Annotated in this window: 21 protein-coding genes; 16 read left to right on the top strand and 5 right to left on the bottom strand. The window is 44.0% G+C overall.

From position 1 onward, the window contains the following. Positions 1-2 precede the first annotated feature (2 nt). A complete protein-coding gene (locus DFP81_RS01850) occupies positions 3-890 on the bottom strand; it encodes a LysR family transcriptional regulator (protein ID WP_115896051.1) in 888 nt (295 codons plus the stop codon). Between the two features lie 142 nt (positions 891-1,032). Between DFP81_RS01850 and DFP81_RS01845 the strand changes: the two genes are divergently transcribed. From DFP81_RS01845 to DFP81_RS01835, 3 genes are all read left to right on the top strand, one after another. Then, a complete protein-coding gene (locus DFP81_RS01845; protein ID WP_115896050.1) occupies positions 1,033-2,241 on the top strand; it encodes an MFS transporter in 1,209 nt (402 codons plus the stop codon). A 203-nt stretch (positions 2,242-2,444) separates the two neighbouring features. Further along, on the top strand, positions 2,445-4,007 hold the full coding sequence (locus tag DFP81_RS01840) for an FMN-binding glutamate synthase family protein (RefSeq protein WP_115896049.1): 1,563 nt from the start codon (positions 2,445-2,447) through the stop codon (positions 4,005-4,007). Between the two features lie 9 nt (positions 4,008-4,016). Beyond that, positions 4,017-4,394 (top strand): VOC family protein, encoded by a 378-nt coding sequence (locus DFP81_RS01835; protein WP_115896048.1) that lies wholly within the window; start codon positions 4,017-4,019, stop codon positions 4,392-4,394. Positions 4,395-4,434: 40 nt separating this feature from the next. On the opposite strand, the gene DFP81_RS01830 is transcribed toward DFP81_RS01835, so the two are convergent. Beyond that, positions 4,435-6,501: a TonB-dependent receptor gene (locus tag DFP81_RS01830; RefSeq protein ID WP_115896047.1), complete on the bottom strand. Its 2,067-nt coding sequence runs from the start codon at positions 6,499-6,501 to the stop codon at positions 4,435-4,437. A gap of 755 nt (positions 6,502-7,256) precedes the next feature. Between DFP81_RS01830 and DFP81_RS01825 the strand changes: the two genes are divergently transcribed. From DFP81_RS01825 to DFP81_RS01800, 6 genes are all read left to right on the top strand, one after another. Next, positions 7,257-7,670, top strand: a complete 414-nt coding sequence (locus DFP81_RS01825; protein WP_115896046.1) for a VOC family protein — start codon at positions 7,257-7,259, stop codon at positions 7,668-7,670. After that, on the top strand, positions 7,667-8,599 hold the full coding sequence (locus DFP81_RS01820; protein ID WP_115896045.1) for a 2-hydroxyacid dehydrogenase: 933 nt from the start codon (positions 7,667-7,669) through the stop codon (positions 8,597-8,599). Before DFP81_RS01825 ends, DFP81_RS01820 begins: the two co-directional genes overlap by 4 nt. Before the next feature lie 75 nt (positions 8,600-8,674). Beyond that, entirely contained in the window at positions 8,675-9,022 is a 348-nt protein-coding gene (locus DFP81_RS01815) for a 5-carboxymethyl-2-hydroxymuconate Delta-isomerase (RefSeq protein WP_115896044.1), read from the top strand. Positions 9,023-9,071: 49 nt separating this feature from the next. Further along, positions 9,072-10,073, top strand: a complete 1,002-nt coding sequence (locus tag DFP81_RS01810) for a phospholipase A (RefSeq protein WP_115896043.1) — start codon at positions 9,072-9,074, stop codon at positions 10,071-10,073. A 162-nt stretch (positions 10,074-10,235) separates the two neighbouring features. Next, positions 10,236-10,754 carry a phosphatase PAP2 family protein gene (locus DFP81_RS01805; protein WP_245959054.1) on the top strand — a complete coding sequence of 173 codons (519 nt, stop codon included), beginning with the start codon at positions 10,236-10,238 and terminating at the stop codon, positions 10,752-10,754. After that, the gene (locus tag DFP81_RS01800; protein ID WP_115896042.1) at positions 10,751-11,869 is read left to right on the top strand and encodes an MJ1255/VC2487 family glycosyltransferase; all 1,119 of its coding nucleotides are present in this window, start codon (positions 10,751-10,753) and stop codon (positions 11,867-11,869) included. Before DFP81_RS01805 ends, DFP81_RS01800 begins: the two co-directional genes overlap by 4 nt. A gap of 78 nt (positions 11,870-11,947) precedes the next feature. On the opposite strand, the gene DFP81_RS01795 is transcribed toward DFP81_RS01800, so the two are convergent. Then, on the bottom strand, positions 11,948-12,868 hold the full coding sequence (locus DFP81_RS01795; RefSeq protein ID WP_115896041.1) for a dienelactone hydrolase family protein: 921 nt from the start codon (positions 12,866-12,868) through the stop codon (positions 11,948-11,950). 300 nt (positions 12,869-13,168) lie between these two features. Here DFP81_RS01795 and folM point away from each other — a divergent pair, with 300 nt between their 5' ends. From folM to DFP81_RS01780, 3 genes are all read left to right on the top strand, one after another. Further along, the gene (folM, locus tag DFP81_RS01790; protein ID WP_115896040.1) at positions 13,169-13,891 is read left to right on the top strand and encodes a dihydromonapterin reductase; all 723 of its coding nucleotides are present in this window, start codon (positions 13,169-13,171) and stop codon (positions 13,889-13,891) included. A gap of 88 nt (positions 13,892-13,979) precedes the next feature. After that, on the top strand, positions 13,980-14,663 hold the full coding sequence (gene folE, locus DFP81_RS01785; protein WP_115896039.1) for a GTP cyclohydrolase I FolE: 684 nt from the start codon (positions 13,980-13,982) through the stop codon (positions 14,661-14,663). Positions 14,664-14,725: 62 nt separating this feature from the next. After that, on the top strand, positions 14,726-14,998 hold the full coding sequence (locus DFP81_RS01780; protein ID WP_115896038.1) for a hypothetical protein: 273 nt from the start codon (positions 14,726-14,728) through the stop codon (positions 14,996-14,998). A gap of 26 nt (positions 14,999-15,024) precedes the next feature. On the opposite strand, the gene DFP81_RS01775 is transcribed toward DFP81_RS01780, so the two are convergent. Further along, entirely contained in the window at positions 15,025-16,236 is a 1,212-nt protein-coding gene (locus DFP81_RS01775; RefSeq protein ID WP_115896037.1) for an MFS transporter, read from the bottom strand. Positions 16,237-16,785: 549 nt separating this feature from the next. Here DFP81_RS01775 and DFP81_RS01765 point away from each other — a divergent pair. The 4 genes from DFP81_RS01765 (at position 16,786) to DFP81_RS01750 (ending at position 22,375) form a co-directional block, all read left to right on the top strand. Next, on the top strand, positions 16,786-18,129 hold the full coding sequence (locus DFP81_RS01765; RefSeq protein WP_115896035.1) for a class-II fumarase/aspartase family protein: 1,344 nt from the start codon (positions 16,786-16,788) through the stop codon (positions 18,127-18,129). Between the two features lie 289 nt (positions 18,130-18,418). Then, a complete protein-coding gene (locus tag DFP81_RS01760) occupies positions 18,419-19,981 on the top strand; it encodes a BCCT family transporter (RefSeq protein ID WP_115896034.1) in 1,563 nt (520 codons plus the stop codon). Positions 19,982-19,993: 12 nt separating this feature from the next. Continuing rightward, the gene (locus DFP81_RS01755) at positions 19,994-20,869 is read left to right on the top strand and encodes a LysR family transcriptional regulator (protein ID WP_115896033.1); all 876 of its coding nucleotides are present in this window, start codon (positions 19,994-19,996) and stop codon (positions 20,867-20,869) included. An 81-nt stretch (positions 20,870-20,950) separates the two neighbouring features. After that, positions 20,951-22,375 (top strand): NAD-dependent succinate-semialdehyde dehydrogenase, encoded by a 1,425-nt coding sequence (locus DFP81_RS01750; RefSeq protein ID WP_115896032.1) that lies wholly within the window; start codon positions 20,951-20,953, stop codon positions 22,373-22,375. 69 nt (positions 22,376-22,444) lie between these two features. On the opposite strand, the gene DFP81_RS01745 is transcribed toward DFP81_RS01750, so the two are convergent. Then, positions 22,445-23,173, bottom strand: a complete 729-nt coding sequence (locus DFP81_RS01745) for a GntR family transcriptional regulator (RefSeq protein WP_115896031.1) — start codon at positions 23,171-23,173, stop codon at positions 22,445-22,447. Positions 23,174-23,355 lie beyond the last annotated feature (182 nt).

The following is a 23,355-nucleotide window of genomic DNA, read 5'->3' as shown; positions in this document are numbered from 1 at the left end:
CATTAAAGATCATTGTTGGGCTGGCCTTGTTCGCAGACAAAGTCTAAAAAGGCTTGGTTCGCTTGGGAAAGATAAGCTCCTTTACGCCAGGCGATGCTAAGGTCAAGCCAAATAGGCGGGTTAAACGGCCTAGAGATTAATTTATCGTCATTTTCAACAACCATGCTGAGTAGAGTAGAAACGCCAAAACCTTGTTGTGTAATGGACTTAATCAGAGGAATTAAGTTGGTTTCAAAACCAATGTTAGGCTGCTTTCCTGTCGTTTTAGCAAGATTATCAACCACGCGCCGATGAAAGTATCCTTCTTTAAACATCACTAACTCTTCATCAAAAAAGGCTTCAGGCGTGATGCTTTCTTGTTGGCTAAAGGGGTGATCTTTGGCCACAGTCACACGCATTTCTTCTTTTAGTAAACGGTGAGTTTCTAAGCCTTCAGGTAAGGTTTCTGCAACGATGACACTCAAATCTAATTCGCCTTGTTCCAGCATCCTTTGTAGTTGCCAAGTACCGCCTTCAATAACCTTTAAATTAATGCTTGGGTAACGATGACGGAATGCCATCAATATAGGAGGGAAGTAATAAGATCCCAGCATGCTAGGAATGCCAACACGCACTTCGCCTTGGTTTAATCCTTTTAGTTCACGCATTTCTAATAATGCATCATCAACCGCTTGAGTGATTTTTTCAGCATGTAATAGTAAACGCTTACCTTCATCGGTTAAGCTGATTTTACGGTCAGAGCGATGAATCAAGGTTAACCCCAAGTCTGTTTCTAGCTTTTTTATCGCCATACTGACGGCCGGCTGAGCCACTTGCAATTGCTCTGCTGCTCGAGTGAAGCTAGCACTTTTGGCGATCGCTAGAAAATAGCGTAGGGGTCTAATATCCATCAATATATTTGATCCTATAGATAACAAAGATATATTTTATTGATAAATTGGTGGGGCGTATAGTGGTGAATAGTGTAAGCGTCGACCGATTGTTTTTTGCCGGTTCTTTTTGCTAGTAGTGACGAATAATTTGGAGTAAACAGTGATTGAGGTAGGCAGTGGGGTTTTCTGGCGAGGAACGCTGGCGTTGGTATTAGGCTCTTTTATGGTTTTTGCCAATGTGTATGTGACGCAACCATTGCTGCCGATGATTGCCAATGAATTTAGCATCAGTCCTTTGCAAGCCAGTGCCAGTTTTACTATAACCACGCTTACGCTTGGTGTCTCATTGCTTTTTTATGGGCCCATTTCAGACGCTTTTGGGCGTAAAGGCATTATGGTAATGACCATGGTCGGTATTACGCTCACGACTTTATGTTTGTCTCTGGTACAAAGTTACGAGTCCTTATTGATGCTCAGGGGCATGCAAGGTTTTTTCTTAGCGGGGCTGCCCGCCATTGCGGTGGCTTACTTGGGGGACGAATATACGCCAGAAGCCTTGATGGTGGCGGTGGGTTTATACATCAGTGGTAATACACTGGGTGGTATTGGTGGGCGTTTGATTGGTGGCTTTGTCGGCGAGTGGTTAGGTCGATCCGAGACCTTTGCGGTAATGAGTGCAATCAGCCTTATTTGTATGACGGCGTTTATCTTCTTGTTACCTAAATCGAAATGTTTTAATCCCAAGCCCCTGCGTGTTTCTCATATTGTTTCTAATATGTGCAACCATTTAAAAAATCGTCGTCTGGTTAGCTGTTACTTTATTGGTGGCTTTAGTTTTTTTATTTTTATTAACCAATACAGCTATGTCACTTTTGTATTGGAACAAGCGCCTTATCACTTAACCGCAAAATTTATCGGCTTGTTATTCTTAACCTATTTATCTGGCACATTTGGATCGGCTATATCTGGACGTTTGGCTAAGCGTTGGGCACAACCTAATATCATGGTGTTAGGGACGGTTATTTTAATGCTGGGCTCCCTAGTCACGCTAGGCGGGTCACTCTGGGCGATAATCTTAGGTTTGTTAATTAACAGTTTTGGTTTTTTCTTATGTCATTCCACGGCGAGCAGCTTTGTTAGTCGTCATGCTAAGTTTGCAAAAGCAAGCGCTTCCTCCTTGTATCTTGTGTTTTACTATCTAGGCGCTAGTGTGGGCGGGTATTACCTTGATCCGTTTTGGCGGGCAGAAGGTTGGTTTGGCGTGGTAGTTGGCTCGTGGATTATCTTACTGCTGGTTGCTTGTGCAGGCGTGAGTTTAATACGTTTGACCAAACCCACAGCAAGTTCCGTCACAGACTGCCATTCTTAATTAGACTCGATTTTTATAGGATAAACACTGAGGTTATTTTAACGGGTTATAGCGGTATTTATTTTTCCCTGATTGTTGCGGAAAGTGTCCATGCTTCGGTCGTGATTTAGAGGGTGAGATGGCGTAATCTAAGCGACATTATTTTTAAAGTATTTTATTGCTTTATTCTCATTTAATAATGTATCCATCCTAGGAGCTCAGAAATGGATTTGTTGTCTACATTAGCAACCTTTACTATCCAGTGGGGCGCACTAATTTGCCTTTTCTTATTGTTGGCTGCGGTTATTTCTATCGTGGTGATGTATTGGGTTGATGTGCATCAAACCTCCCATACTATCCGTCGAAATTATCCTGTTGTGGGACGTTTTCGTTATATTTTCGAGCACTTAGGGGAGTTTTTTCGCCAATACTTTTTTGCTCTGGACCGAGAAGAGCGCCCATTCGATCGAGCTGAACGTTCTTGGGCTTATCGTGCCGCGAAAAAAGTGGACACCACAATTGCCTTTGGCTCGACCCGTTCATTGGAAACCCCAGGAGATATTTTCTTTTTAAACTGTGCCTTCCCAACCTTGGAAGAAGATGCCGCTCAGCCGAAAGAAGTGTGTGTGGGTGAGTTCACCGCAAAAATCCCATACCGTACCAATTCTGTGGTTAATATTTCAGCCATGAGTTTTGGTGCATTGTCTAAGCCAGCGGTACAAGCCTTATCTAAAGGAGCACGCCAAGCGGGAATTTGGATGAATACAGGGGAGGGTGGTTTGTCACCTTATCATTTGGAAGGCGGTTGTGATCTTGTTTTCCAAATTGGTACAGCAAAATACGGTGTGCGAGATAAAGACGGTCAGCTAGACGATGCCAAATTGGCAAAAATTGCTGAACATCAGACGGTTAGAATGTTTGAAATTAAAATGAGCCAAGGCGCAAAACCAGGTAAGGGTGGTATGTTGCCAGGGGCGAAAGTCACAGAAGAGATTGCCCATACTAGGGGCATTCCAGTAGGAGAAGATTCCATTAGCCCTAATGGGCATACAGATATCAAATCGATTGATGATCTGCTGAATATGATCCACCGTGTTCGAACGGTAACGGCTAAGCCTGTCGGTTTCAAAATGGTGGTAGGGGATCTTGGCTTTTTTGAAAAAATGTGTGAGTTGATCCACAAAAAAGGCATCGACTACTGTCCAGATTTTATCACTATCGACAGCGCTGACGGTGGCACCGGAGCGGCGCCACAACCCTTGATGGACTATGTGGGCATGCAACTAAGAGAAAGCTTGCCGCTGGTGGTTAACATCATTACCTCTTATGGCCTGCGCCGTTATATTAAGATCATATCATCTGGCAAATTGATTGTGCCTGGTAAAGCCGCTTGGGCATTGAGTGCTGGTGCTGATTTTGTGGTGAGCGCTCGCGGTTTTCTGTTCTCGCTAGGCTGTATTCAGGCACTACAATGTAACAAAAATACTTGCCCTACCGGCATTACAACCCATAACGCAGATTTGCAAAAAGGCCTGGTTGCCCAAGAGAAATCAGTGCGAGTGGCTAACTACGCAGATGGGCTATTGCATGGTATTGGCTTGATTGCTCATTCTTGTGGCGTGAAAGAGCCCAGAGAGCTAAATCGATCGCATGTTCGAATTATTGAAAACCAGAGTCGATCTGCGCTATTCTCAGAAGTTAATCCGGTCCCTAATATTAGACCTGAGTTTATTAATGTGGTCGGTTTTCAAGATCAAACAGCGGCTGTCGAAGAACGCCTGCAATAAAGGAATGAAATGAGTCAACACACTGTTTTTGTAGAAAATTTAGCGGATGCAACTAGCTATTATCAGTCTGTTTTCGGGCTGCAGCCAAAGGTTGGAAGCGAAAGCAGTGAGCCGACTCCATCGCTTAGCTTGTCTGCTTCAGGTGCCAACAAACAAGGCGTGTCTTTACTGCTTGTAGAAGATGCGCTTGCCGCCATGGAAGCGACAAAAGTCAGCCATTCAATGTCTGCTATTGAATGGCACAGCGCTCAATTCTGGGAAGATTATCATGCCTTCTCAGGGTTTGGCGTCGTGTTTGAAAGCTTGCCAAACGAACAAGCGCAGCACAAGCAAGTTACTTTTATGGATGCCTACGGCGTGCATTGGCAGCTGATTGCAACTGAATAAAAAGATGGGAGGCAAGGTGGTTTCTGCCTCCCATACTTTATCACATGCGATAAGTGGCACTAATACCCAGAGTGCGAGATGCGCCAACCGAAGCACCAGTACTACTAATTTGATAAATGATATCTTCGTTGGTGATATTATTAATATACCCATCGATGGTTAAATCTTTATAGGTGTACTTAATAAAGGTGTTGCTAGTAATGTAATTGCCCGCTTTGTCACTTTCGGTGTTGTCCATATCTGAATAGTAAGAACTTACATAGGTGGCATCGGCACCCACAGACCAGCTTTCTCCTATGTATTTGGTGAACCCCAAACCGACATTTAGATCAGGAGAATAAGATAACTCATTGCCTTGCCAGCTGGCATTTTCAGAACTGGTTGAGTCGACTTTTGTCTTTAATGTTCCGGCAGACGCTCTGAGTTCTAGGGTGTTTGTAGCAAGCGCGACTATCTCGATTTCTGCGCCGTAAGTGTGCGACGCATCCACATTATCTAATTCATAGTCGGTATAGGCTTGGTAGTCGGAATAGTCATTGTAGAAGAGGCTTGCGTTGATGGTGAGGTTGTTTTTGAAGCGCGTTTTACTGCTTAGTTCATAAGTTATCACGGTTTCAGGGTCAAATGTATAATAGCTTGAGTCGTCCCAATTAAGTCCCGCACCGCCAGAGTTATAGCCTTTAGTAATAGAGGCTCCTAAGGTGGTTGCTTGAGAAATATCATAGGTAGCCGCTAACTTTGGTAAGAATACCGTGTCGGTCGTATCTTCATCGAGTGTGGTGCTGGTCTTTTCTACAAGCGTTCTATCCTGGTTCTCATTTTGTAGACGACCACCGGTTGTGAGTGCGAGCTTATCGCTAAGCGCATAAGTGGTTTCACCATACATAGCCAAAGTGGTTTTGGTTCCATCTGATACGATGTAATTGGAGAAAGTACTTTTATCAACATCCAGAGTGGTGTCAGCTTGAGAAGCATAAAGTCCCAAAAAGCCAGTAAGTTTAGCGTTAGTAGGATGGAAAACAATCTTATCTTCTAGGGTGGTTTTCTTTTCTGTTAGCGCGAGTGTCATGCCATCAGTGTATTCCTCAAAAGAGGCCAAATAGTCGCTGTAGCTGATTTGTAGCTGGTTCTCTAGGCTTGGTGTAATGACGTAGTCAATATTGGTACTAATACTATTTACTTGGGAGTCTTGGCGACGAGTGTTGCTGTCATCGTCATCTACCGTCAGTATTTTATTGGCAATGCCATCGCCCGTATTGTCTACCCAATTTAAATATTCACCATCATTCTCGCGGTGAACACCGGTGACTTTCACGGTAAGGCCGGTTATATTTTTAGGTGTCCAGAGTAGCTTCGCTCGCGTGTTTAACGATTCAGATTGACTGTAATCTGTATCATCATCAGCGGCTTTAACATAGTCGATGTAGCCGTCCCCCTCGGTTTGCTCAATGGTTACTCGGGCAGACAGTTCATTGTCAATTAACGGACCAGATACCATGGCCGCAACATTGTGTTTTATGTTGCCATTGTCATAGCTTTCTAGCCCTGCGCGCACTGAACTTTCTAAGTAGTTTGTGGGATCATTTGTTTCCAGCACAATGGCGCCACCAATGGCATTGCTGCCTTGTGAGGTAGATTGAGGGCCACGTAATACTTCCACTTGTTTAGAATCCCATACATCTGTTGGGTTAAAATTATAACCCCCCCAAGATTCAGTAACGCCATCCACCACTGTGGAGATTCTTGGGCTATTGCCGGTCATAAAAGCATTGCGTCCAACTGCCGCTCCAGCACTGTTTACGCCTCGAATATTAACCGTACCAAAAGCGCCAGTGGTGACATTTGGCGCCGTGGTGACAATGTCATTTATGTCTTTTTGTTGGCCGCTATCGTATTGATCTTCCGAGGTCACAGTCACAGCCGTAGTTGTGTCTTTAATGTCTTTACTAACCTTCTCTCCAGTGACTTCGATAGTGTCTAAGTGCATACCATCATCCGCCCATACACCGCTTGAAAGAGTGGCAGTATTGATGCCAATGAAAGCCATGGTCATTATTGAAAGGCGGCTAGAGGTGTTGAGGGGAGAAAATTTACTCTTGTTGGTCATGTTCAGAACAATCCTTATTAAACGGAGGGCACCCTAGAAGGGGTAAGCCTTATTGGTAAACACAAAGAAAATACAAACTGGTAATCATTCTCATTTGGTGTTTTGTATTTTTTCAGACAATTAAGTGCTTATTAAGGAGGGAATGACTTACAATGAGCAAAATAAAAGGCATTAAAGCCACTATCTAGCGATTTTTTGATCTTTTCTGACAAAGCACCACAATATCTTTTTAGTGATCTTGGTTAAAAATCTCCATCTACCAAGTGCTGAGAGTCTCTGAGGCTGAAGAAAATCGGAAAAACAGTCGCTGTTGCTGTTTTGATAGCAAGAGAGCTAAGCGGAGTCGATTTAAGGCCGATGGTGCGTATTTTGTCATGCAGACAAGGCTATCACCAACGTCATTCATGACCTCTTTCTGTGTTAGTTTTCTGACTTAACCATCAAGGGTAAAGTTACCATTACTGCATTGCACTGGAGCATCCAAAGTGAACCAGTCTCTCGCTTTTTATCTCTCTCATTCTCAAGGCAAAAATAGTCGCTATTCACATAGGTTGTCGCTAGCCCAATTGACCATGATTCGCCAAGTAATTGGGAGAGTCCTGCACTGATATTGGAATTAGCTAGAATAGGCAACCCATTAGCATAAGAACCGCTATTGTCACCATTTACTTTTCAGTTCAGTGCTGTATTTTCTAGTAGTGTAGATTTTATAAGTGGCTGCGTTTTAACGTGGCCATTTCTTTAAAGGAGCTGCTATGACCGCGTTATTTCACTATGCTTATCATGTGACATCCCTTGAAAGCACACGCCTTTTTTACTCTCAAGTGCTCGGTTGTACCGAAGGGCGCAGCACCGATACCTGGGTGGATTTTGATTTTTACGGGCATCAACTGTCGTTGCATTTAGGTACACCTGCAACCACAACGAATACAGGGCGAGTAGGCGATCACCTTGTTCCTATGCCGCATTTCGGTTTGATTTTACCTATGGATGAGTGGCAAAAGGTTGCCAAACGATTAACCGAAGCCAATGTGCCGTTTGACCTTGCCCCAAGTGTTCGTTTTGCCGGGCAGCCTGGTGAGCAATGGACGATGTTTTTTAAAGACCCAAGTGGTAATGCATTGGAATTAAAAGGCTTCAAAGACATGGCTCAGGTGTACGCAAAATGATCGCGTTTGTGAGTCGTGCCCCCCAAGCTGAGCAAGAACACTGGATGTCAACCTTGGCTTGCGCCATGCCAGAAGAAACCATAGTGTCGTTTGATGATCTTAGTGATGCGCAAAAAAACACCTGTGAATTGGCTATAGTGGCCAACCCTGATCCGCTTGCATTGCAGGCACTGCCTCAATTGAAATGGGTTCATAGTGTATGGGCAGGCGTTGAAAGAATGGTTATGGAACTTGGTAAGCCAAGTTTTTCAATCGTGCGTTTGGTCGACCCTGAACTCGCGAAAACCATGTCTGAGGCGGTATTGGCATGGAGCTTATTTTTACACCGTGAGATGTTTGCTTATCAGCAGCAACAAGCGAATAGCGAGTGGCTGCCACGTCCTATGGTTCGAGCAAAAGACAGACGAATTGGTATTTTAGGTTTAGGAGAGCTAGGTAAGGCGAGTGCAATGCGCCTCAAAGAAAATGGTTTTGATGTGCGTGGTTGGAGTCGAAACCCAAAAGAGCTGCAGGGTATCTCCTGTTTTGATGGTGAAAAGGGGCTTTATGAATTGTTACAACAAAGTGATATTCTTGTCTGCTTGTTGCCGTTAACAAAGCAGACAACAGGGCTTTTGAACCAAGCAACGCTTGCTTGTTTGCCCGAGCGTGCGACTATTATTAATTTTGCTCGGGGGGCAATTATCGATGATGTGAGCTTGTTAACAGCTCTAGATCAACAAGTCGCTCATGCTGTGTTGGATGTTTTTTCGCAAGAGCCACTGCCTAAAGATCATCCCTATTGGCAGCATCCTCGGGTTAGTGTTCTGCCTCATATATCAGCGCCCACGCACCCTGAAAGTGCCAGTCAGATAGTGGCTGCTAATATACGAGGTTACCGAGAGAAAGGTGAAATACCTCCAGCAGTGGATATTGAAATAGGTTATTAATAAGAACATAAGCGTTCTGATTGGCCCTAAAAATTGCATTGTTTTTAATCTGATAAGTCTAGGAAGAGGGTAAATATGCCGCATTGTATTGTAGAGTACAGCCAAAATTTGGATCAAGAAGTTCCTCCCGCAGACTGGTTGGAAACCGTTAAGAAAGCCTGCTTAGCGTCAGGGATTTTTGCTGAATCGGATGTAAAATTGCGCGGATTTCCTTATAAGAACTTTATGACAGCAGGCAAAGAAGATGCGTTTGTGCATGTGACCATTCGGATGCTTTCGGGCCGCCCTGTAGAGCAGAAAAGAGCGCTTGCTCAGCAAGTATTAGAGGCCTTAACACAATTTTCTCTGGTGGATGTGAGCTATACCGTTGAGGTGTGTGAGATGGAGCGTGATACTTATGCTCGGAAAGTGATTTTATCTTAATCACCAAGAGTATCCTATTCGTTGTTGTTCTAGGGTAAGGGAATATTTCATGAAAGTTATGCTGTTATGGATTTTATGTTTTCCTGTTCTACTATATGGGCAAACTGAGAACAATGAAAAGAGAGCATCGCAAGGTGTGCAAGGTCAGCTAAATGAAGTCGAAGCTCAACTCAACAAAGAGGAGCAGGAAGACGATTATTTACCTGAAGAGCCACCAGTCCCTAAAACAATTGCGCAGCGTGCGAAAGATGCCAATGGCCTGTTAGAGCAGCGTGCTGAACGGGAAGTTACCTCTTCAGATAACCCGTTTGTGTTGACGCCACACCGGCCGAACTACTTCCTTCCTTTTACTTTTAACCCTCGCCCTAATGAATCGGCGTTTTTAGGTGATAAAGCCGACGATGAAGATTTAGACAAAGTAGAGTTTAAATTTCAGCTGAGTTTTAAATTTCCCGTTGCTTATAACATAGTCGGTAAAAATACCAGTTTGTGGTTTGCTTATACTCAGCAGTCTTATTGGCAAGCATATAATGGGGCCATTTCAGCGCCGTTTCGCGATACCAACTATGAGCCAGAAGTGTTTATTGTCACGCAACCTAATGTGTCTTTGTTTGATGTTAAGCCAAGCTATATTAGTTATGGTTTTGATCATCAATCAAATGGGCAGTCTGATACGCTTTCACGTTCATGGAATCGTTTGTATGTCGATATTATGTTTGAGCACGGCGACACAGTGTATTCCATCAAGCCTTGGTATCGAATTCCAGAAAGTGAAGAGGAAGATGAGAACCCGAATATTGAAAAATATTTAGGCTATGGTGAATTTCGTGTGTTTCATGTCATTGATGATTACAGCATTGATATGATGCTGCGTAACAACCTACGTTCTTCAGAGAACAAAGGCGCTATTGAGCTTGGCTTTACCTTTCCTTTATGGGGGAAGTCGAGAGGTTATATTCAATACTTTAATGGCTACGGGCAGTCGCTTTTAGGCTATGATAAGTCCTCTCAAACATTAGGCGTAGGCATTATGTTAACTAATTGGTTTTAGCCATATTGCTTAGGAATCTCCCACTTCGCTCTTGTCAAATAAGCGCCTAGCCCAGTTATACAGTAGGCTAGCCTCGCACTGTCACAAAGTTGTCATCGAAATGCAGCCTAACTGACACCTCAGTATCTTATGTTTAAAGAATGATCAATAAGGTGAGGTGAGATGATGAATATTCTCCAAAATATCCACGCGATTGACGTTCATGCTTTTTCTTGGTGTATGGCTCGTAAACATCGCATTGGGCTGGCTCGTATTAGTCGAGCAGTTTCATTTAGCGCCGATGGCCCACTTTACGGGGTAATCGCCGTCCTGTTGTGGATTTTCGAGTATCAAGCGCTCGCCTCAGTGATGCTCTTAGGGTTTCTACTTGAGCGTGCCTTATACCTTATTCTTAAGCGCGGTTTTAAGCGTAATCGACCGGAAGATGCATTGGATAATTTCAAAAGCTTTATTGTACCTTCGGATCAATTTTCTTTTCCGTCTGGCCACACTTCAGGGGCTTTCTTTGTGGCTTATTGTTTAACTGAAGTGTTCCCTGATGTTGGACTTTATTTATACGTTTGGGCGACGCAAGTCGGTTTGTCGCGCATTTTTCTTGGTGTGCACTTTCCTACCGATACTGTGATGGGGGCCTTGCTTGGCTCAGGATGCGCAGCCTTAATGATTGGAGTATTAATGTGAAGATTCTATATGGTGTTCAAGGAACAGGGAATGGTCATATTACGCGAGCACGATCCATGGCAGCGGAGTTTGCATTGGCGGGAATAGAAGTGGATTTTGTGTTCTCAGGACGACCCGCTGCAGATTATTTTGATATGGGGGTGTTTGGTGACTACAAAACCTATGAGGGACTAAGTTTTGTGGCGAAAAACGGCCGCTTAGACCTTTTGGCCACCTGCCAGAAAGCACGTTTTCTGACCTTATTCAAAGACATACGCCAACTTGATACTCGCGGCTATGATTTGGTCATTACTGATTTTGAGCCTGTGGTGGCCTGGGCGGCAAAACGTCAAGGCACCCCATGTTTAGGGTTTGGCCATCAATATGCGTTCAGCCATGACATTCCACGTTACACAGGTAAGCGTTTGTCACAATGGATTCTCTCTAATTTTGCGCCATCGACCACCCAGTTAGGAGCTCACTGGCACCACTTCGGGTATCCAATTTTGCCACCGTTAGTGCACCTTAATGAGATGAAAAATACGCCTCATGAGAAGGCTGTATTGGTGTATTTACCGTTTGAAAACAGCGAAGAGGTAATGGAATGGCTTGAGGAAATTCCAGATTACCAATTTCGCTTGCACTGTAAGGACATCGACCCTGGGGTGTATCGAAATGTCGAGGTGTTTCCATTTAGCTTGAGTGAATTCCAAAAGAACCTTGGTGAATGTGAATCGGTACTGTGTAATGCCGGGTTTGAGCTGAATTCTGAGGCGCTGCAGTTAGGGCGTCGTATCTTGGCTAAACCTATGCAGGGACAAATAGAGCAACTTTCCAATATGATTGCTTTAGACACCTTAGGCTTGGCACAGACCAGTGAGTCTTTAAACTCACACGTTATTCAGCAATGGCTTGATAGCAGCCGAGTGGTGCAAGTATCTTACCCAAATGTGCCCCGTGCAGTGGTGCAATGGTTGCAAGCGGGCAATAATACTTCTATTGAGACCTTGTGTGCAGAGTTATGGGCACAAACCCCTAATACTGCAGGTATCGACTTTAGCTTTCCTAAAAACTCTCAACAAACTGCGCCTCACTCCCCTTCGAAAAACGCTTGGTTTACAGGGCTATCGGCTTAGTCTATTTAAGGTGCCCCTCTCCACCCAGATGTTCCAATCATCGAGGAGAGGGGCAAGGTTTTATTTTACTAAGCAGGATTAACTGGCGAGGTTATTATTAAAGAACTCTAGGGTTCTTGACCAAGCAAGTTCAGCATTTTTTTCTTGATAGCGAGCCGTTGAGTCATTATGAAATCCATGATTAGCATTGCTATATACATAAGCAGTATAAGTCACGTTATGAGCTTTTAATGCTTCTTCATAAGCTGGCCAAGTGGCATTGACGCGTTTATCTAATTCGGCAAAATGAAGCTGTAATGGCCCCTTAATTTGCTCCAAATGCGATTTCGCCGGAGTGCCATAATAAGGCGCCGCGGCGGCAATCGTCTCAGGCATGGTGGCCGCGAGGGTGTTGGTTAGGTAGCCACCAAAACAGAAACCAACCATACCGACTTTCCCTGTGCTGTAGGGGTGCTGTTTAAGCAATCGCGCCGCATCCATGAAATCGCCTTCAATCTTATTGCCGTCTAGGGTTTTCTGCATGGCGCGACCTTCATCGTCATTGCCAGGGTAGCCTCCTAAGGGGAACAAAGCGTCTGGCGCAAAAGCAATAAAACCAGCTTTAGCAAGGCGTCGAGCAACGTCTTCAATATAAGGGTTTAAGCCTCTGTTTTCATGGGCTACCAACACGGCGGGGGCTTTATTTTCCGCGCTGACACCTTTGGGCACCACCAAGTAGCCGCGACCGCGACCATGCCCATTAGGAGAGTCGAATTCTAAATAGCTGGCATGAATGTCTGCATCGTTGAAAGAAACCTGCTCGGCTAATGCGTAATTCGGCAGCAGAGCACCAGCCACAACCGGCAGGGTGAGGCCAGCTATGCTAAGCGACCCAAGACGCGATAAAAAGGTGCGGCGGTCGATATCACCATGGGCGTATTCGTCGTACCAATCAAACGCTTCTTGAGGTATGTCTTGCGCAGATAGTGCTGGTGTCGAGTGTTCTGTTATTACGGTCATTGTTAATCCCTCTCAATAATAGGTGATAACACAACAAAAGCATTGTTGTTGTGCTTTATTAAAGGTAAGCAAACGCCAATGTTTCCCTGCTAATAATAGGCATAATTGAGGGAGTATCGCGAATGGATATTTGCCTTAGTTTGTTATTTTTACCAATTAACTGCATTTAAAGGCTTGTTGGCGGTGGTTTGATGCAAGCACTGGCTAATCTGAGGCGCTAGTATTATAAAAGTGAGTGGCTGAGCAGAATTATCTTACTTTATATGGCTGATAAAAATAACAGAATAGGAATGCTGCTATATGACATGCACAATGCCCATTATCATCACTGGAGGAGCACAGCGGCTAGGGTTGGCTTGTGCTAAAGCGTTACTGGCTGATGGTTTCGATGTGCTGGTTACGTATCGAGCTACTAAGCCTAGCCTTGCTTTGTTAGAAGAGCTCGGTGCGCGCTGTATGTACGCGGACTTTTCATCGTTTGAAGGGGTTGAGTCTTTTATTAGGCACATCAAACAGGATTATTCGGCGCTGCGTGGGATTATTCATAATGCCTCAGAATGGGACTCAGAGGCGATCAGCCCAGACCCTAGACAGTTGATGGAAAAAATGTGGCAAGTCCATGTATTTGCGCCATATCGTATGAATCTTGCGTTTGAAGCTTTATTATATGCAGGCTTTGAATGTCTGGGAAAAGCTGACATTATTCATATGACGGATTATGTCGCCGAAAAAGGCAGTGATAAGCACATAGCTTATGCCTCTAGCAAAGCCGGGTTGGCAAATTTAACCTATTCTTTTGCGAAACGATTTGCACCAAAAGTGAAGGTGAATTCGATCGCACCGTCACTGTTAATGTTTCACCCCGAAGACGACGCAGATTATCGTGAAAAAGCGTTGAATAAGTCGCTTCTGCATCAGGCGCCAGGTGAAAAAGAAGGTGTACTAGCGGTACAATATGTATTAACCAACAGCTATATGACAGGGCGGACCCTCTCTCTTGATGGAGGGCGGCATTTGGTTTAGCCAAGTTATAAAGCAAATAAAAGATCACTTCTTTTTAGATAGAAGCCTTTATGTCGTTAGACAAGGTATAGCAACTTAGGACATAGATATGAGTATTGCCGTAGCAGAAAAAACAAATGTAGGTAGCCTAGTGCTTTCTGAAGAGGCGATTAGAGTGCGTGAAGCCTTGATAAATCACGGTCTCGAAACACCGATGATTGACAATGGGTTAACGACGGAAGAAAAATACCAGCGCATCAAACAATCTTTTGAAGATGTGGTCAGTACATTAGGGTTAGACCTAACAGATGATAGCTTAGCCGAAACGCCACACCGTATTGCCAAAATGTACGTGAAGGAAATTTTTTCGGGTTTGGATTATAGTCAGTTTCCAAAAATCACCGTCATTGATAATAAAATGAAAGTTGATGAGATGGTAAAAGTCAGCAATATTAGCTTTACCAGTACTTGTGAGCATCACTTTGTCACGATAGACGGTTTTGCCAAGGTCGCTTACTTACCGAAAAATAAGATTATTGGACTATCAAAGATTAATCGAATTGTGAGGTTTTTTGCTCAGCGACCACAGGTACAAGAGCGCCTAACCCAGCAAATATTAGTGACCTTACAGGTGCTATTAGAAACCGATAATGTCGCCGTCAGTATTGATGCAACCCATTATTGTGTGAAAGCCCGTGGGGTTATGGATGCCAGTTCTTCCACCCAAACGACCGCTTTAGGTGGCTTGTTTAAGCGCAGCGATAAAACCCGTGGCGAGTTTTTAGCAAGCTAATTGAATACTGACTGAACCTGGCTTGACTGATGATGCATAACGCCCCCAATGAAGGAGACAAGATGAAGACAGACAAAGCGTCTACTTGGTTTCCAGCTAAAAAAAATGGCTGGGGTTGGGGGAAGCCGAACACATGGCAAGGTTGGTTTGTGTTGGGGGCATATTTTATAGGTGTCGCGACAGTAAGTGTAATACATGACCCAAAATTAAGCTTGATGCGCTGGGCGGCTTGGGTGGCCGGTTTATCGGTTCTGCTGATTATTGTTTATATCGTAAAAGGCGCTCCTCCTAGTTGGAAATGGCAGCGCATTAAGAAGAAGCGGTTATTTAAATAACCGTTTCTTGTTAGGTTATCCACTTGTTAATCGTTGGCTTCTTCTAGCTTGTTGCGCTGCACCAAGTGTGGGAATAAATACATCCAAATACCGACAATGGCAATGGTTCCCACCCCGCCTATGACAATAGCAGGCACCACACCAAACCATGCGGCGGTCACGCCAGACTCAAATTCCCCTAATTGATTCGAACTGCCAATAAAAATAGAGTTGGCGGCACTCACACGACCGCGCATTTCATCTGGCGTTTCTAGTTGTACGAGTGTTGAGCGTATCACCACACTGATCATGTCTGATGCGCCTAATAAAACAAGTGAAAACATGGACAACAATAGGCTTTCTGATAACCCAAATAAGATGGTGGCAACGCCAAATACCGCCACGGCTGCAAACATGATTTTTCCCACACTGTGCTCTAAAGGTCGACGAGCAAGGTAAATAGACATGAGCAAAGCGCCCAATGCTGGAGCGCATCGTAATAACCCCAATCCCCATGGTCCAGTATGCAAGATATCTTTAGCGACAATCGGTAACAGCGCAGTCGCCCCGCCTAGTAAAACGGCAAACATGTCCAGCGAAATGGAGCCTAAGATCACTTTATTACCACGAATAAAGGAGAAACCACCCAATAAGTGTTCCAGATTAATCGGCGTTTTGCCTTTTACTGAGAAGTTGTAGTGCAAGAAAAACATAATACCGCAAGCGATGAGAAAGCAGCTCATACTGGCCAAATAGAGTGTGGTAGGGCCCAGCAGATAAATTAAACCACCTAATGCAGGTCCGGCAATGACGCAAATTTCTCGGGCAGAGGCAATGGCACTCATAACACGAGAAAGCATATCGCTGGGCACTAAGTTGGGCAAAATCGCCTGGTTGGCAGGCATTTCAAAAGCGCGTGCGACACCCAGCATAGCGGCACAAAAGTAAATCATCTGAGCCGAGATGGTGTCAGAAATATTGCCAAACGCAAGGATGCCAACCGTAAGAGCCATTGAAAGCCGAGTACAAACGCAGATTAATCGACGGTTATATCGGTCTGCCACATGACCCACCACCAAGGTGAGTAACAGCTGTGGAAGAAATTGTGCAAGGCCTACCAAACCCAGGGCAAGAGGGCTGTTGGTTAGCTCATACATCTGCCAGCCAACACCGACACTGAGCATTTGAAAGGCAAAAGATGACGCTATTTGCCCCACCCAATAATGAACAAAGTTATGGTTTTTAAACAGCGGAGACATAACAGCCTTATCGTCCTTGTTGTTTGCTGCAACAGCGTAAAAATAATGTTTTGTATTAGAAGTGAGCTGGTTGTTGCCTGCTAGGGGCAACAACAGGTTGGCGTACTATACGCGAGGAAGGTTTCATTTGACCAGAGAGGAGATTGAAGAACCTTCTCTCTTAATGTCTATTATTGCTATTTGTTACGCCTTACTATTCCACTTTTTCAACTTCGACAATTGCAATGCTTTGACTGCTGAAAGTGGCGCAATGGGGATTCATTCTAATCTATAAGTTAGGTGCAAATGTCAGTACATTTTATCTTTTTTGCGCATTAATCAATAAATCAACACAACTCAACATATTGATTTCGTTAATATAATTTATTTCTATCTTAAAGGTTTTGTTGCTTTTTGTGATTTTTATTAAAAAATGTATGGACAAATTATTGTCTCGATGCGAGTATAAAATCACCAATTTCGGCACTATCTCGATACTTTTTTGCTTGTAGTCGTGTGTCGAAAATATCTGATAGCACACAATTAACGTTACCTTAGAGGGTTTTCGTAATGACATCGTCGATCATAGATTCAAAAATATTCGCGCCTCTTTTTCATTCAACTCGCATGCAGTCTTTGTTTAATGATGAGGCCAGAGTGCAGGCTTACTTAGACAGTGAGGCCGCGTTAGCGAGGGCTCAAGCGAATTTAGGCATGATTCCTCAACAAGCCGCGAAAAAAATTAATGATGCCGCGAACAGCGTTGACATTGATATGGACCGGTTAGCCAAAGACACAGGCATTGTTGGTTACCCTATTTTAGGCCTAGTGCGCCAACTGGTGGCCGCAACAGAAGGCGACGCGGCAGGCTATGTTCATTGGGGCGCAACAACCCAAGACATTATGGATACGGCGTCCGTTCTACAAATTCGCAATGGTTTTGAGCTGATTAGCGAAGACTTGGACAAGGTTGAAAACGCCTTAAAAGTCTTGGCAAAAACACATCAAAATACGGTAATGGCGGGTCGTACTCATTTGCAACATGCTCTGCCGATCACCTTTGGCTATAAAGCCGCGGTGTGGTTAGACAGTATTCATCGTACTCGCGAGCGTATTACTGAAATGAAGCCGAGAGTGCTACGAGCTCAGTTATGGGGTGCAGCAGGCACCTTGGCTTCAATTGGTGATAAAGCAGAGTTGCTGACCGCCGAATTTGCCAAAGAATTAGGCTTATATGCGCCGATTGCTCCATGGCATGCAACCCGTGATGGGATTGCCGAAGCCGCGACATGTCTCGCCTTGATGACTGGCTCATTAAGTAAAATTGCATTCGATATCATGATCATGTGTATGGATGAAATCTCAGAATTAGCAGAGCCATTCGTTAAAGACCGTGGTGCTTCTTCGACTATGCCACAAAAACGCAATCCAATTTCTTGTGAAGTGATTCGTGGTTGTCATAGCAGCGTAAGTAAAGCGGCTGGCATGTTGATTGAAGCGCAAGAATCAGATTTTGAGCGTGCGACAGGACCATGGCATGCAGAATGGATTGCTCTCCCTCAAGCGTTTGTATTAAGTCATTGTGCGGTTTCTCAGGCGGTCTTTTTGCTGGAGGGGCTAGAGGTATTCCCAGATAAAATGGCGCAAAACTTAAACATCAGTAATGGGTTAATTGTGGCAGAGTCCGCAATGATGGCGTTAGCCCCACATCTTGGTCGACAAGAATCTCATGACATTGTCTACGAGGCGTGCCGTGAGGCACAAAGTGCCAAAATCTCCTTGTTTGATGCTTTGAAAAAGCACCAAGAAGTTATGGACTTGATTTCCGAAAAAGAGCTGGCAGACATCTTGTCACCGGCGTCTTATCTGGGTTTGTCACAACATATTGTGGATCAAGTGCTTAACGCTTCCTAGCAAGAGGTTGAGTTCATGTGGCGTGCATTGTGAATGCATGCCACAGGTTGGCAAGACGTGAAGCCGAACAGGAAGGGCATGATTACAGTGAGTGAACGCGTTACTTTTTTGCTGCATAGAGGTGTAAATATTTTAACTTAAGATTATCTACTGATATCTATTACTAATTTGAATTTTGTTCGGTAGAAATCTTGTTCAGTATGAGTATAGAGAAATACCGTGAGCCTATTTGTGTTCTATTAAATGGTGTTTTGAGTACTAATATTATAAAAATAAAAAGGCAATAAAGATGAATAATACCCCCCAAGCTAAAGCTGAAGGTTTTATTACAGAACCTAATACGCCAGTTAAAAACAGCGACAGAAAAATGCAGTTCTTGAGTATTTTGATTGTCGTAGCAGTGGTTATCCCGCTGGTTGCCTTCCCAGTCGAAGGTAAAAATGTCATTAACGCACTGTTTAAATGGATGACTCATACTTTCGATTCTGTTTTTCTTTTGGTACCGATCTCAGCGATGCTGTTTCTAGTGTATCTGGCTTTCTCTCGATATGGTGATATTAAGTTAAGTGCCAATCAAGAAGATACGGCCGAGTTTTCTAAGAGTTCTTGGTTAATGATGGTGTTCTTAGCAGGCATTGCAACAGGTTTATTGTTGTGGGCGGGTACCGAGTGGGGCTACCACTATGCATGGACACCATTTGGTATCACTCCAAAGACTCCGGAAATGTACACAGTGGCGCAGGCCTATGGCATTTTCCACTGGGGGCCATCAGCGTGGGCTATCTACTGTGTGCCAACCATCGCCATGTCTTATATCTACTATGTTCGCCAAAAACACATTTATAACCTCAGTGAGTCGTGCCGTGGCGCCTTGGGTAAATGGGTTGATGGTCCTCTCGGTACATTTATTAATTACTTGTTCTTATTTGGTATTTTGGGCGCTGCAGCGACATCGCTTGGATTAGGGACGCCGATGATAGGGACGGCTATCTCCCATGTATTAGGCATTGAATCTAGCCTCACGATGAACGTGAGTATTATTTTGGTATGTACCGCTGTTTTTACCATCAGTAGTGGTTTGGGGTTGGATAAAGGGATTAAGCGTTTAAGTATTTTTTCAACCGTCCTGACATTGGCGATTGTGGTTTACATCTTGGTGATCGGCCCAACGAATTTCATTATCGGCCTTGGCTTTGATTCGGTAGGTTACGTTGCTGAGCACTTCATCAAAATGAGCACTTGGACAGACAGTGTTAATAAGAGTGGCTTCCCTCAGGCTTGGACAGTGTTTTATTGGGCTTGGTGGATTGCTTACGCTCCTTTCATGGGAATGTTCGTTACTCGTATTTCTCAAGGTCGTACGATCCGTGAAGTTGTCACTGGTATGTTGGTGTTTGGTACTGCGGGTTGCACTCTGTTTTATGTGGTTGTGGGCGGATACGGTGTTGACCTGCAAATGACAGGCAAGCTGGATGTGTCAAGCGTGGTGAATACTAAGGGCAGTGCAGCGGCCATAGTTGCCATCTTTGAGCAATTGCCAGGCGCTACTATCTTGTTAATCGCATTGGCTTTATCTGGCATTGTATTGTTGGCGACAACGTTTGACTCTGCAGCTTATGTGTTGGCTTGTGCTACATCTTATAAGCTAGGTGAAGGCGAAGAGCCGGAGCGCTCTAACCGTCTGTTCTGGTGTTTTATTATTACCATTTTGCCCCTGACTCTGTTGTTCGTCGGTGGCTTGAAAAGTATGCAAACAGCGTCGGTAATCGTCGCACTTCCTCTAATTGGCGTATTATTCTGTATGATGATCACAACATTTAAATATCTGAAAGAAGATAGTAAACCAAATTAGAGAAGAAAAATAATGAAAAGACCTCCTCCAAATAACTGGCTATTTGTATTTAAAGTAATCGTGGAGTCTGGATCGATTACAGAAGCCGCAGAGAGATTGTATGTGTCTCAATCGGCTGTAAGTCAACAGATAAAGTCACTGGAAGATTATTTGGGGAGGCGACTTATTATCAGAGGGAAAAAGGGAATTATATTGACTGATGAAGGGAAGCATTATTACAACATAGTTAAAGTGGCGATGGATAAAATAGCGCTGGCGACAGATCAGTTGTTTGGCACAACCCATAAAGAAACGGTCACTGTTAAATCGAATTATTCTTTTGCGGATGTTTGGATCAGCAGGGCATTAAGTGAATTTCATAATAAATATCCTGATATTTGTGTGGAAATTTACACCGGGTTTTGGTTAACGGATTTGGGGGATTTAGATGGCAGTATTGAAATTCGATATGGCGATGGCATATGGCCTGATTCTAATTCTCACCAACTTTCAAATGACTATATTTTTCCAGTATGTTCGCCGCGCACTAAAGAGAAGATTCAATCATTGGAAGATGTTATCCAGCACCCTTTTGTTTCTGTGATGGGGAATAAAAATGGCTGGGGAGAATGGCTTTCTGAATATTTTCCTAAAGCTGAAGAAAAACAAAGTGTGCTCAGCGTAGAAAGTAATGTATTGGCTTATAACGCCTGTATATCCGGTGATTATGTTGCCTTAGGAATAAGCTCTCTAGTAAATCATTTTATTAACAGTGGAGAACTGGAGAAGCTCGATTACGGTGAAATCAAATGTAGAGAAAATTACTACATTATTGAGCCTAACGATCATGTTTTGTCCAAAAATGAGACTATTTTTCTCAATTGGATAAAAGATAGATTTGAAATTTAAATAACAATAATTGAACTATGTGGATCTAATAAAATGATGATTCATGCTATTAGATGCGCCTCTAAAATTGAAGGAGTGGTTATGAATAAGTATCAACTATTTATTGATGGTAAATGGGTAGATGGCTCAGAAGGCGTTACTGAAGCTGTTATTAATCCTGCAACAGAAGACGTTATAGGTCACTTTTGTCATGCTACTTCTGACGATATAGAGAGAGCCGTTGCGGCGGCTAAGCAAGGCCTAAAAGATTGGAGCGCTGTGCCGGCTTGGGAGCGTGGTGACATTTTGAAACGCGCGGCAGATCTACTGCGTGAGCGCAAAGAAAAAATTGCTCGTATCCTAACCTTAGAGCAAGGTAAACCGCTGGCTGAATCGGTTGGTGAAATTGATCGTGCCGCTGATTTTATTGAATGGGGTGGCGAAGAAGGTCGTCGCGTCGCAGGGCGACTAATCAGTGGCCGTGACACTGGTTGCAGCATTCAAGTTAGAAAAGTGCCTGTGGGCGTGGTTGCGGCATTCGCACCTTGGAATTTCCCTATCGTTTTAACGGCTAAAAAATTAGCTGGTTTATTGGGGGCTGGCTGTTCATGTGTGGTCAAACCTGCTGAAGAAACGCCAGGCTCGGTTGTTGAGCTGATCAAGGTTTTAGTCGATGCCGGTGTTCCTGGTAATGCACTAAACATGGTGTTGGGTAAACCAGCAGATATTTCTAATCAGCTGATTGCTGATCCAGCTATCCGTAAAATCACTTTTACGGGTTCCTCTCCAGTGGGCAAATTACTGGCCTCACAAGCGGGCCAGTACATGAAGCCTGTGACCATGGAGCTGGGCGGACACTCACCGGTTATTGTATTTGATGACGTAGAAGTCGCTGCATTAGCGAAATCTTTAGTGGCTAAAAAGTTCTTCAACGCAGGCCAAGTATGTGTTTCTCCAACGCGCTTCTTTGTTCATAAAAGTATTTATGATGAATTTGTAAAAGTGTTTGTTCAAAGCGCGAAAGAATTAGTGGTTGGTGATGGCTGTGGCGTGAAAACTAAGATGGGGCCATTGGCGAATATTCGACGTTTGGAAGCCATGGAAGTGTTGGTAAAAGATGCTGTTGCAAAAGGCGCTAAGATTGAAACCGGAGGCAAGCGTATTGGTGATAAAGGCTTCTTCTTCGAGCCAACGGTATTGACCAACGTGAGCCTAGATGCCGAGCTAATGAGCACGGAAATCTTTGGTCCTATTGTGCCAATTTTACCCTTTGATGATGAAGATGAAGTGTTACGCATTGCGAACGATGTGGATTATGGCTTGGCGGGTTATTTCTTTACTAAAGATGCAGATCGACAAGCTAAGTTTAGTGATCAACTAACGGTGGGAACAATTGGTGTTAACGATGTTCCTGCGCACATTGCAGAAGTGCCGTTAGGCGGCTGGGGCGATAGTGGCTATGGTGTTGAAGGTGGTATTGAGGCGTTAGATGCTTACTTAAAAAGTAAGTACGTAAGCTACCGTTAAAACGGATTGTGCATTGATAGATAACATCCCTTTTAGTGGAGGCGGTATTTTCGCCTCCACTTTTTTTGATTAATTTCGGATCAACCTCATTTGATAGTTAAAGCGACTTGCTGGTAGGATCGATTCACTGACTTCGTAAACACCGTTGTTATCATCGACGAATTTTCGCAGCAAGTAGAGCGCCGCATCCCCTTCTTTTACATTCAGGGTTTGTGCTTCTTGTGAATTGATAATACAAGCCGAGACGGTTTGTTCGACACTTGCAGAACGCTTACCAAATTTGTTTTCTAGTAGGCCAGCAATGGAGCCTTTGAGCTTTGGAAGTTCCTCTAGAATGCCGGAAAACTCCGCGAGTATCCAAATCCTCAAGGTGCAGATAGGGTTTTCTTTGCCCCCTTCGTACTTATATCGAACGCCTTCGATTTGAATCAGCTCTTGGTTTATTTCAACGCCCAACTTGTGGGCTAAATCAAAATCAGCAGTCACCTTTGAGATGGCATTAACCTGAGTTCGAACGGTACTAGCATGTTCTAATAATTCATCGATAGAAGACCATGCACCTTTGAACATTGAGGTATTGAGTGAGATCACGACACTACCGCGGCCTTGGGTGCGCTGGATTAAGCCTTTTTCCTCTAATAAAGACAGGGCATTTCGAGCGGTAAAGCGGCTGATTTCGTATTGGCTGCAGAGCATAGCTTCGGTTGGCAGTCGTTGGCCAATTGGGTAGTCGCCCTGTTGTATCGAGTCTTCCAGATACTGAGCGATTTCAATATAACGTGGCGGTGTTTTTCTCATTATACAAGGTCCATAAAAGCGAAACCTGAAGTTTAACTTATGTCAGCCTGAATAAATATCACCATTACCTATCTAGGGTTCTCGTCTGCTGTGTCTAAGCATAAGGTTATCTACTGACCTTCATTATTTATTTGAATTTTGTTCTGTTGCTCTTTTAGACAATATGGAAAGGTAAGTGATGC

The sequence above is a fragment of the Marinomonas pollencensis genome (assembly GCF_003387375.1).
Taxonomy (GTDB): domain Bacteria; phylum Pseudomonadota; class Gammaproteobacteria; order Pseudomonadales; family Marinomonadaceae; genus Marinomonas; species Marinomonas pollencensis.
This window is presented reverse-complemented; position numbering and strand designations above follow the sequence as displayed.

What these genes read in the sequence shown, in the direction of transcription:
- DFP81_RS01850 (WP_115896051.1), bottom strand. Translation starts at nt 890, where the DNA reads ATGGATATTAGACCCCTACGCTATTTTCTAGCGATCGCCAAAAGTGCT.
- DFP81_RS01840 (WP_115896049.1), top strand. Translation starts at nt 2,445, where the DNA reads ATGGATTTGTTGTCTACATTAGCAACCTTTACTATCCAGTGGGGCGCA.
- DFP81_RS01835 (WP_115896048.1), top strand. Translation starts at nt 4,017, where the DNA reads ATGAGTCAACACACTGTTTTTGTAGAAAATTTAGCGGATGCAACTAGC.
- DFP81_RS01830 (WP_115896047.1), bottom strand. Translation starts at nt 6,501, where the DNA reads ATGACCAACAAGAGTAAATTTTCTCCCCTCAACACCTCTAGCCGCCTT.
- DFP81_RS01825 (WP_115896046.1), top strand. Translation starts at nt 7,257, where the DNA reads ATGACCGCGTTATTTCACTATGCTTATCATGTGACATCCCTTGAAAGC.
- DFP81_RS01820 (WP_115896045.1), top strand. Translation starts at nt 7,667, where the DNA reads ATGATCGCGTTTGTGAGTCGTGCCCCCCAAGCTGAGCAAGAACACTGG.
- DFP81_RS01815 (WP_115896044.1), top strand. Translation starts at nt 8,675, where the DNA reads ATGCCGCATTGTATTGTAGAGTACAGCCAAAATTTGGATCAAGAAGTT.
- DFP81_RS01810 (WP_115896043.1), top strand. Translation starts at nt 9,072, where the DNA reads ATGAAAGTTATGCTGTTATGGATTTTATGTTTTCCTGTTCTACTATAT.
- DFP81_RS01805 (WP_245959054.1), top strand. Translation starts at nt 10,236, where the DNA reads ATGATGAATATTCTCCAAAATATCCACGCGATTGACGTTCATGCTTTT.
- DFP81_RS01795 (WP_115896041.1), bottom strand. Translation starts at nt 12,868, where the DNA reads ATGACCGTAATAACAGAACACTCGACACCAGCACTATCTGCGCAAGAC.
- folM (WP_115896040.1), top strand. Translation starts at nt 13,169, where the DNA reads ATGACATGCACAATGCCCATTATCATCACTGGAGGAGCACAGCGGCTA.
- folE (WP_115896039.1), top strand. Translation starts at nt 13,980, where the DNA reads ATGAGTATTGCCGTAGCAGAAAAAACAAATGTAGGTAGCCTAGTGCTT.
- DFP81_RS01780 (WP_115896038.1), top strand. Translation starts at nt 14,726, where the DNA reads ATGAAGACAGACAAAGCGTCTACTTGGTTTCCAGCTAAAAAAAATGGC.
- DFP81_RS01775 (WP_115896037.1), bottom strand. Translation starts at nt 16,236, where the DNA reads ATGTCTCCGCTGTTTAAAAACCATAACTTTGTTCATTATTGGGTGGGG.
- DFP81_RS01765 (WP_115896035.1), top strand. Translation starts at nt 16,786, where the DNA reads ATGACATCGTCGATCATAGATTCAAAAATATTCGCGCCTCTTTTTCAT.
- DFP81_RS01760 (WP_115896034.1), top strand. Translation starts at nt 18,419, where the DNA reads ATGAATAATACCCCCCAAGCTAAAGCTGAAGGTTTTATTACAGAACCT.
- DFP81_RS01755 (WP_115896033.1), top strand. Translation starts at nt 19,994, where the DNA reads ATGAAAAGACCTCCTCCAAATAACTGGCTATTTGTATTTAAAGTAATC.
- DFP81_RS01750 (WP_115896032.1), top strand. Translation starts at nt 20,951, where the DNA reads ATGAATAAGTATCAACTATTTATTGATGGTAAATGGGTAGATGGCTCA.
- DFP81_RS01745 (WP_115896031.1), bottom strand. Translation starts at nt 23,173, where the DNA reads ATGAGAAAAACACCGCCACGTTATATTGAAATCGCTCAGTATCTGGAA.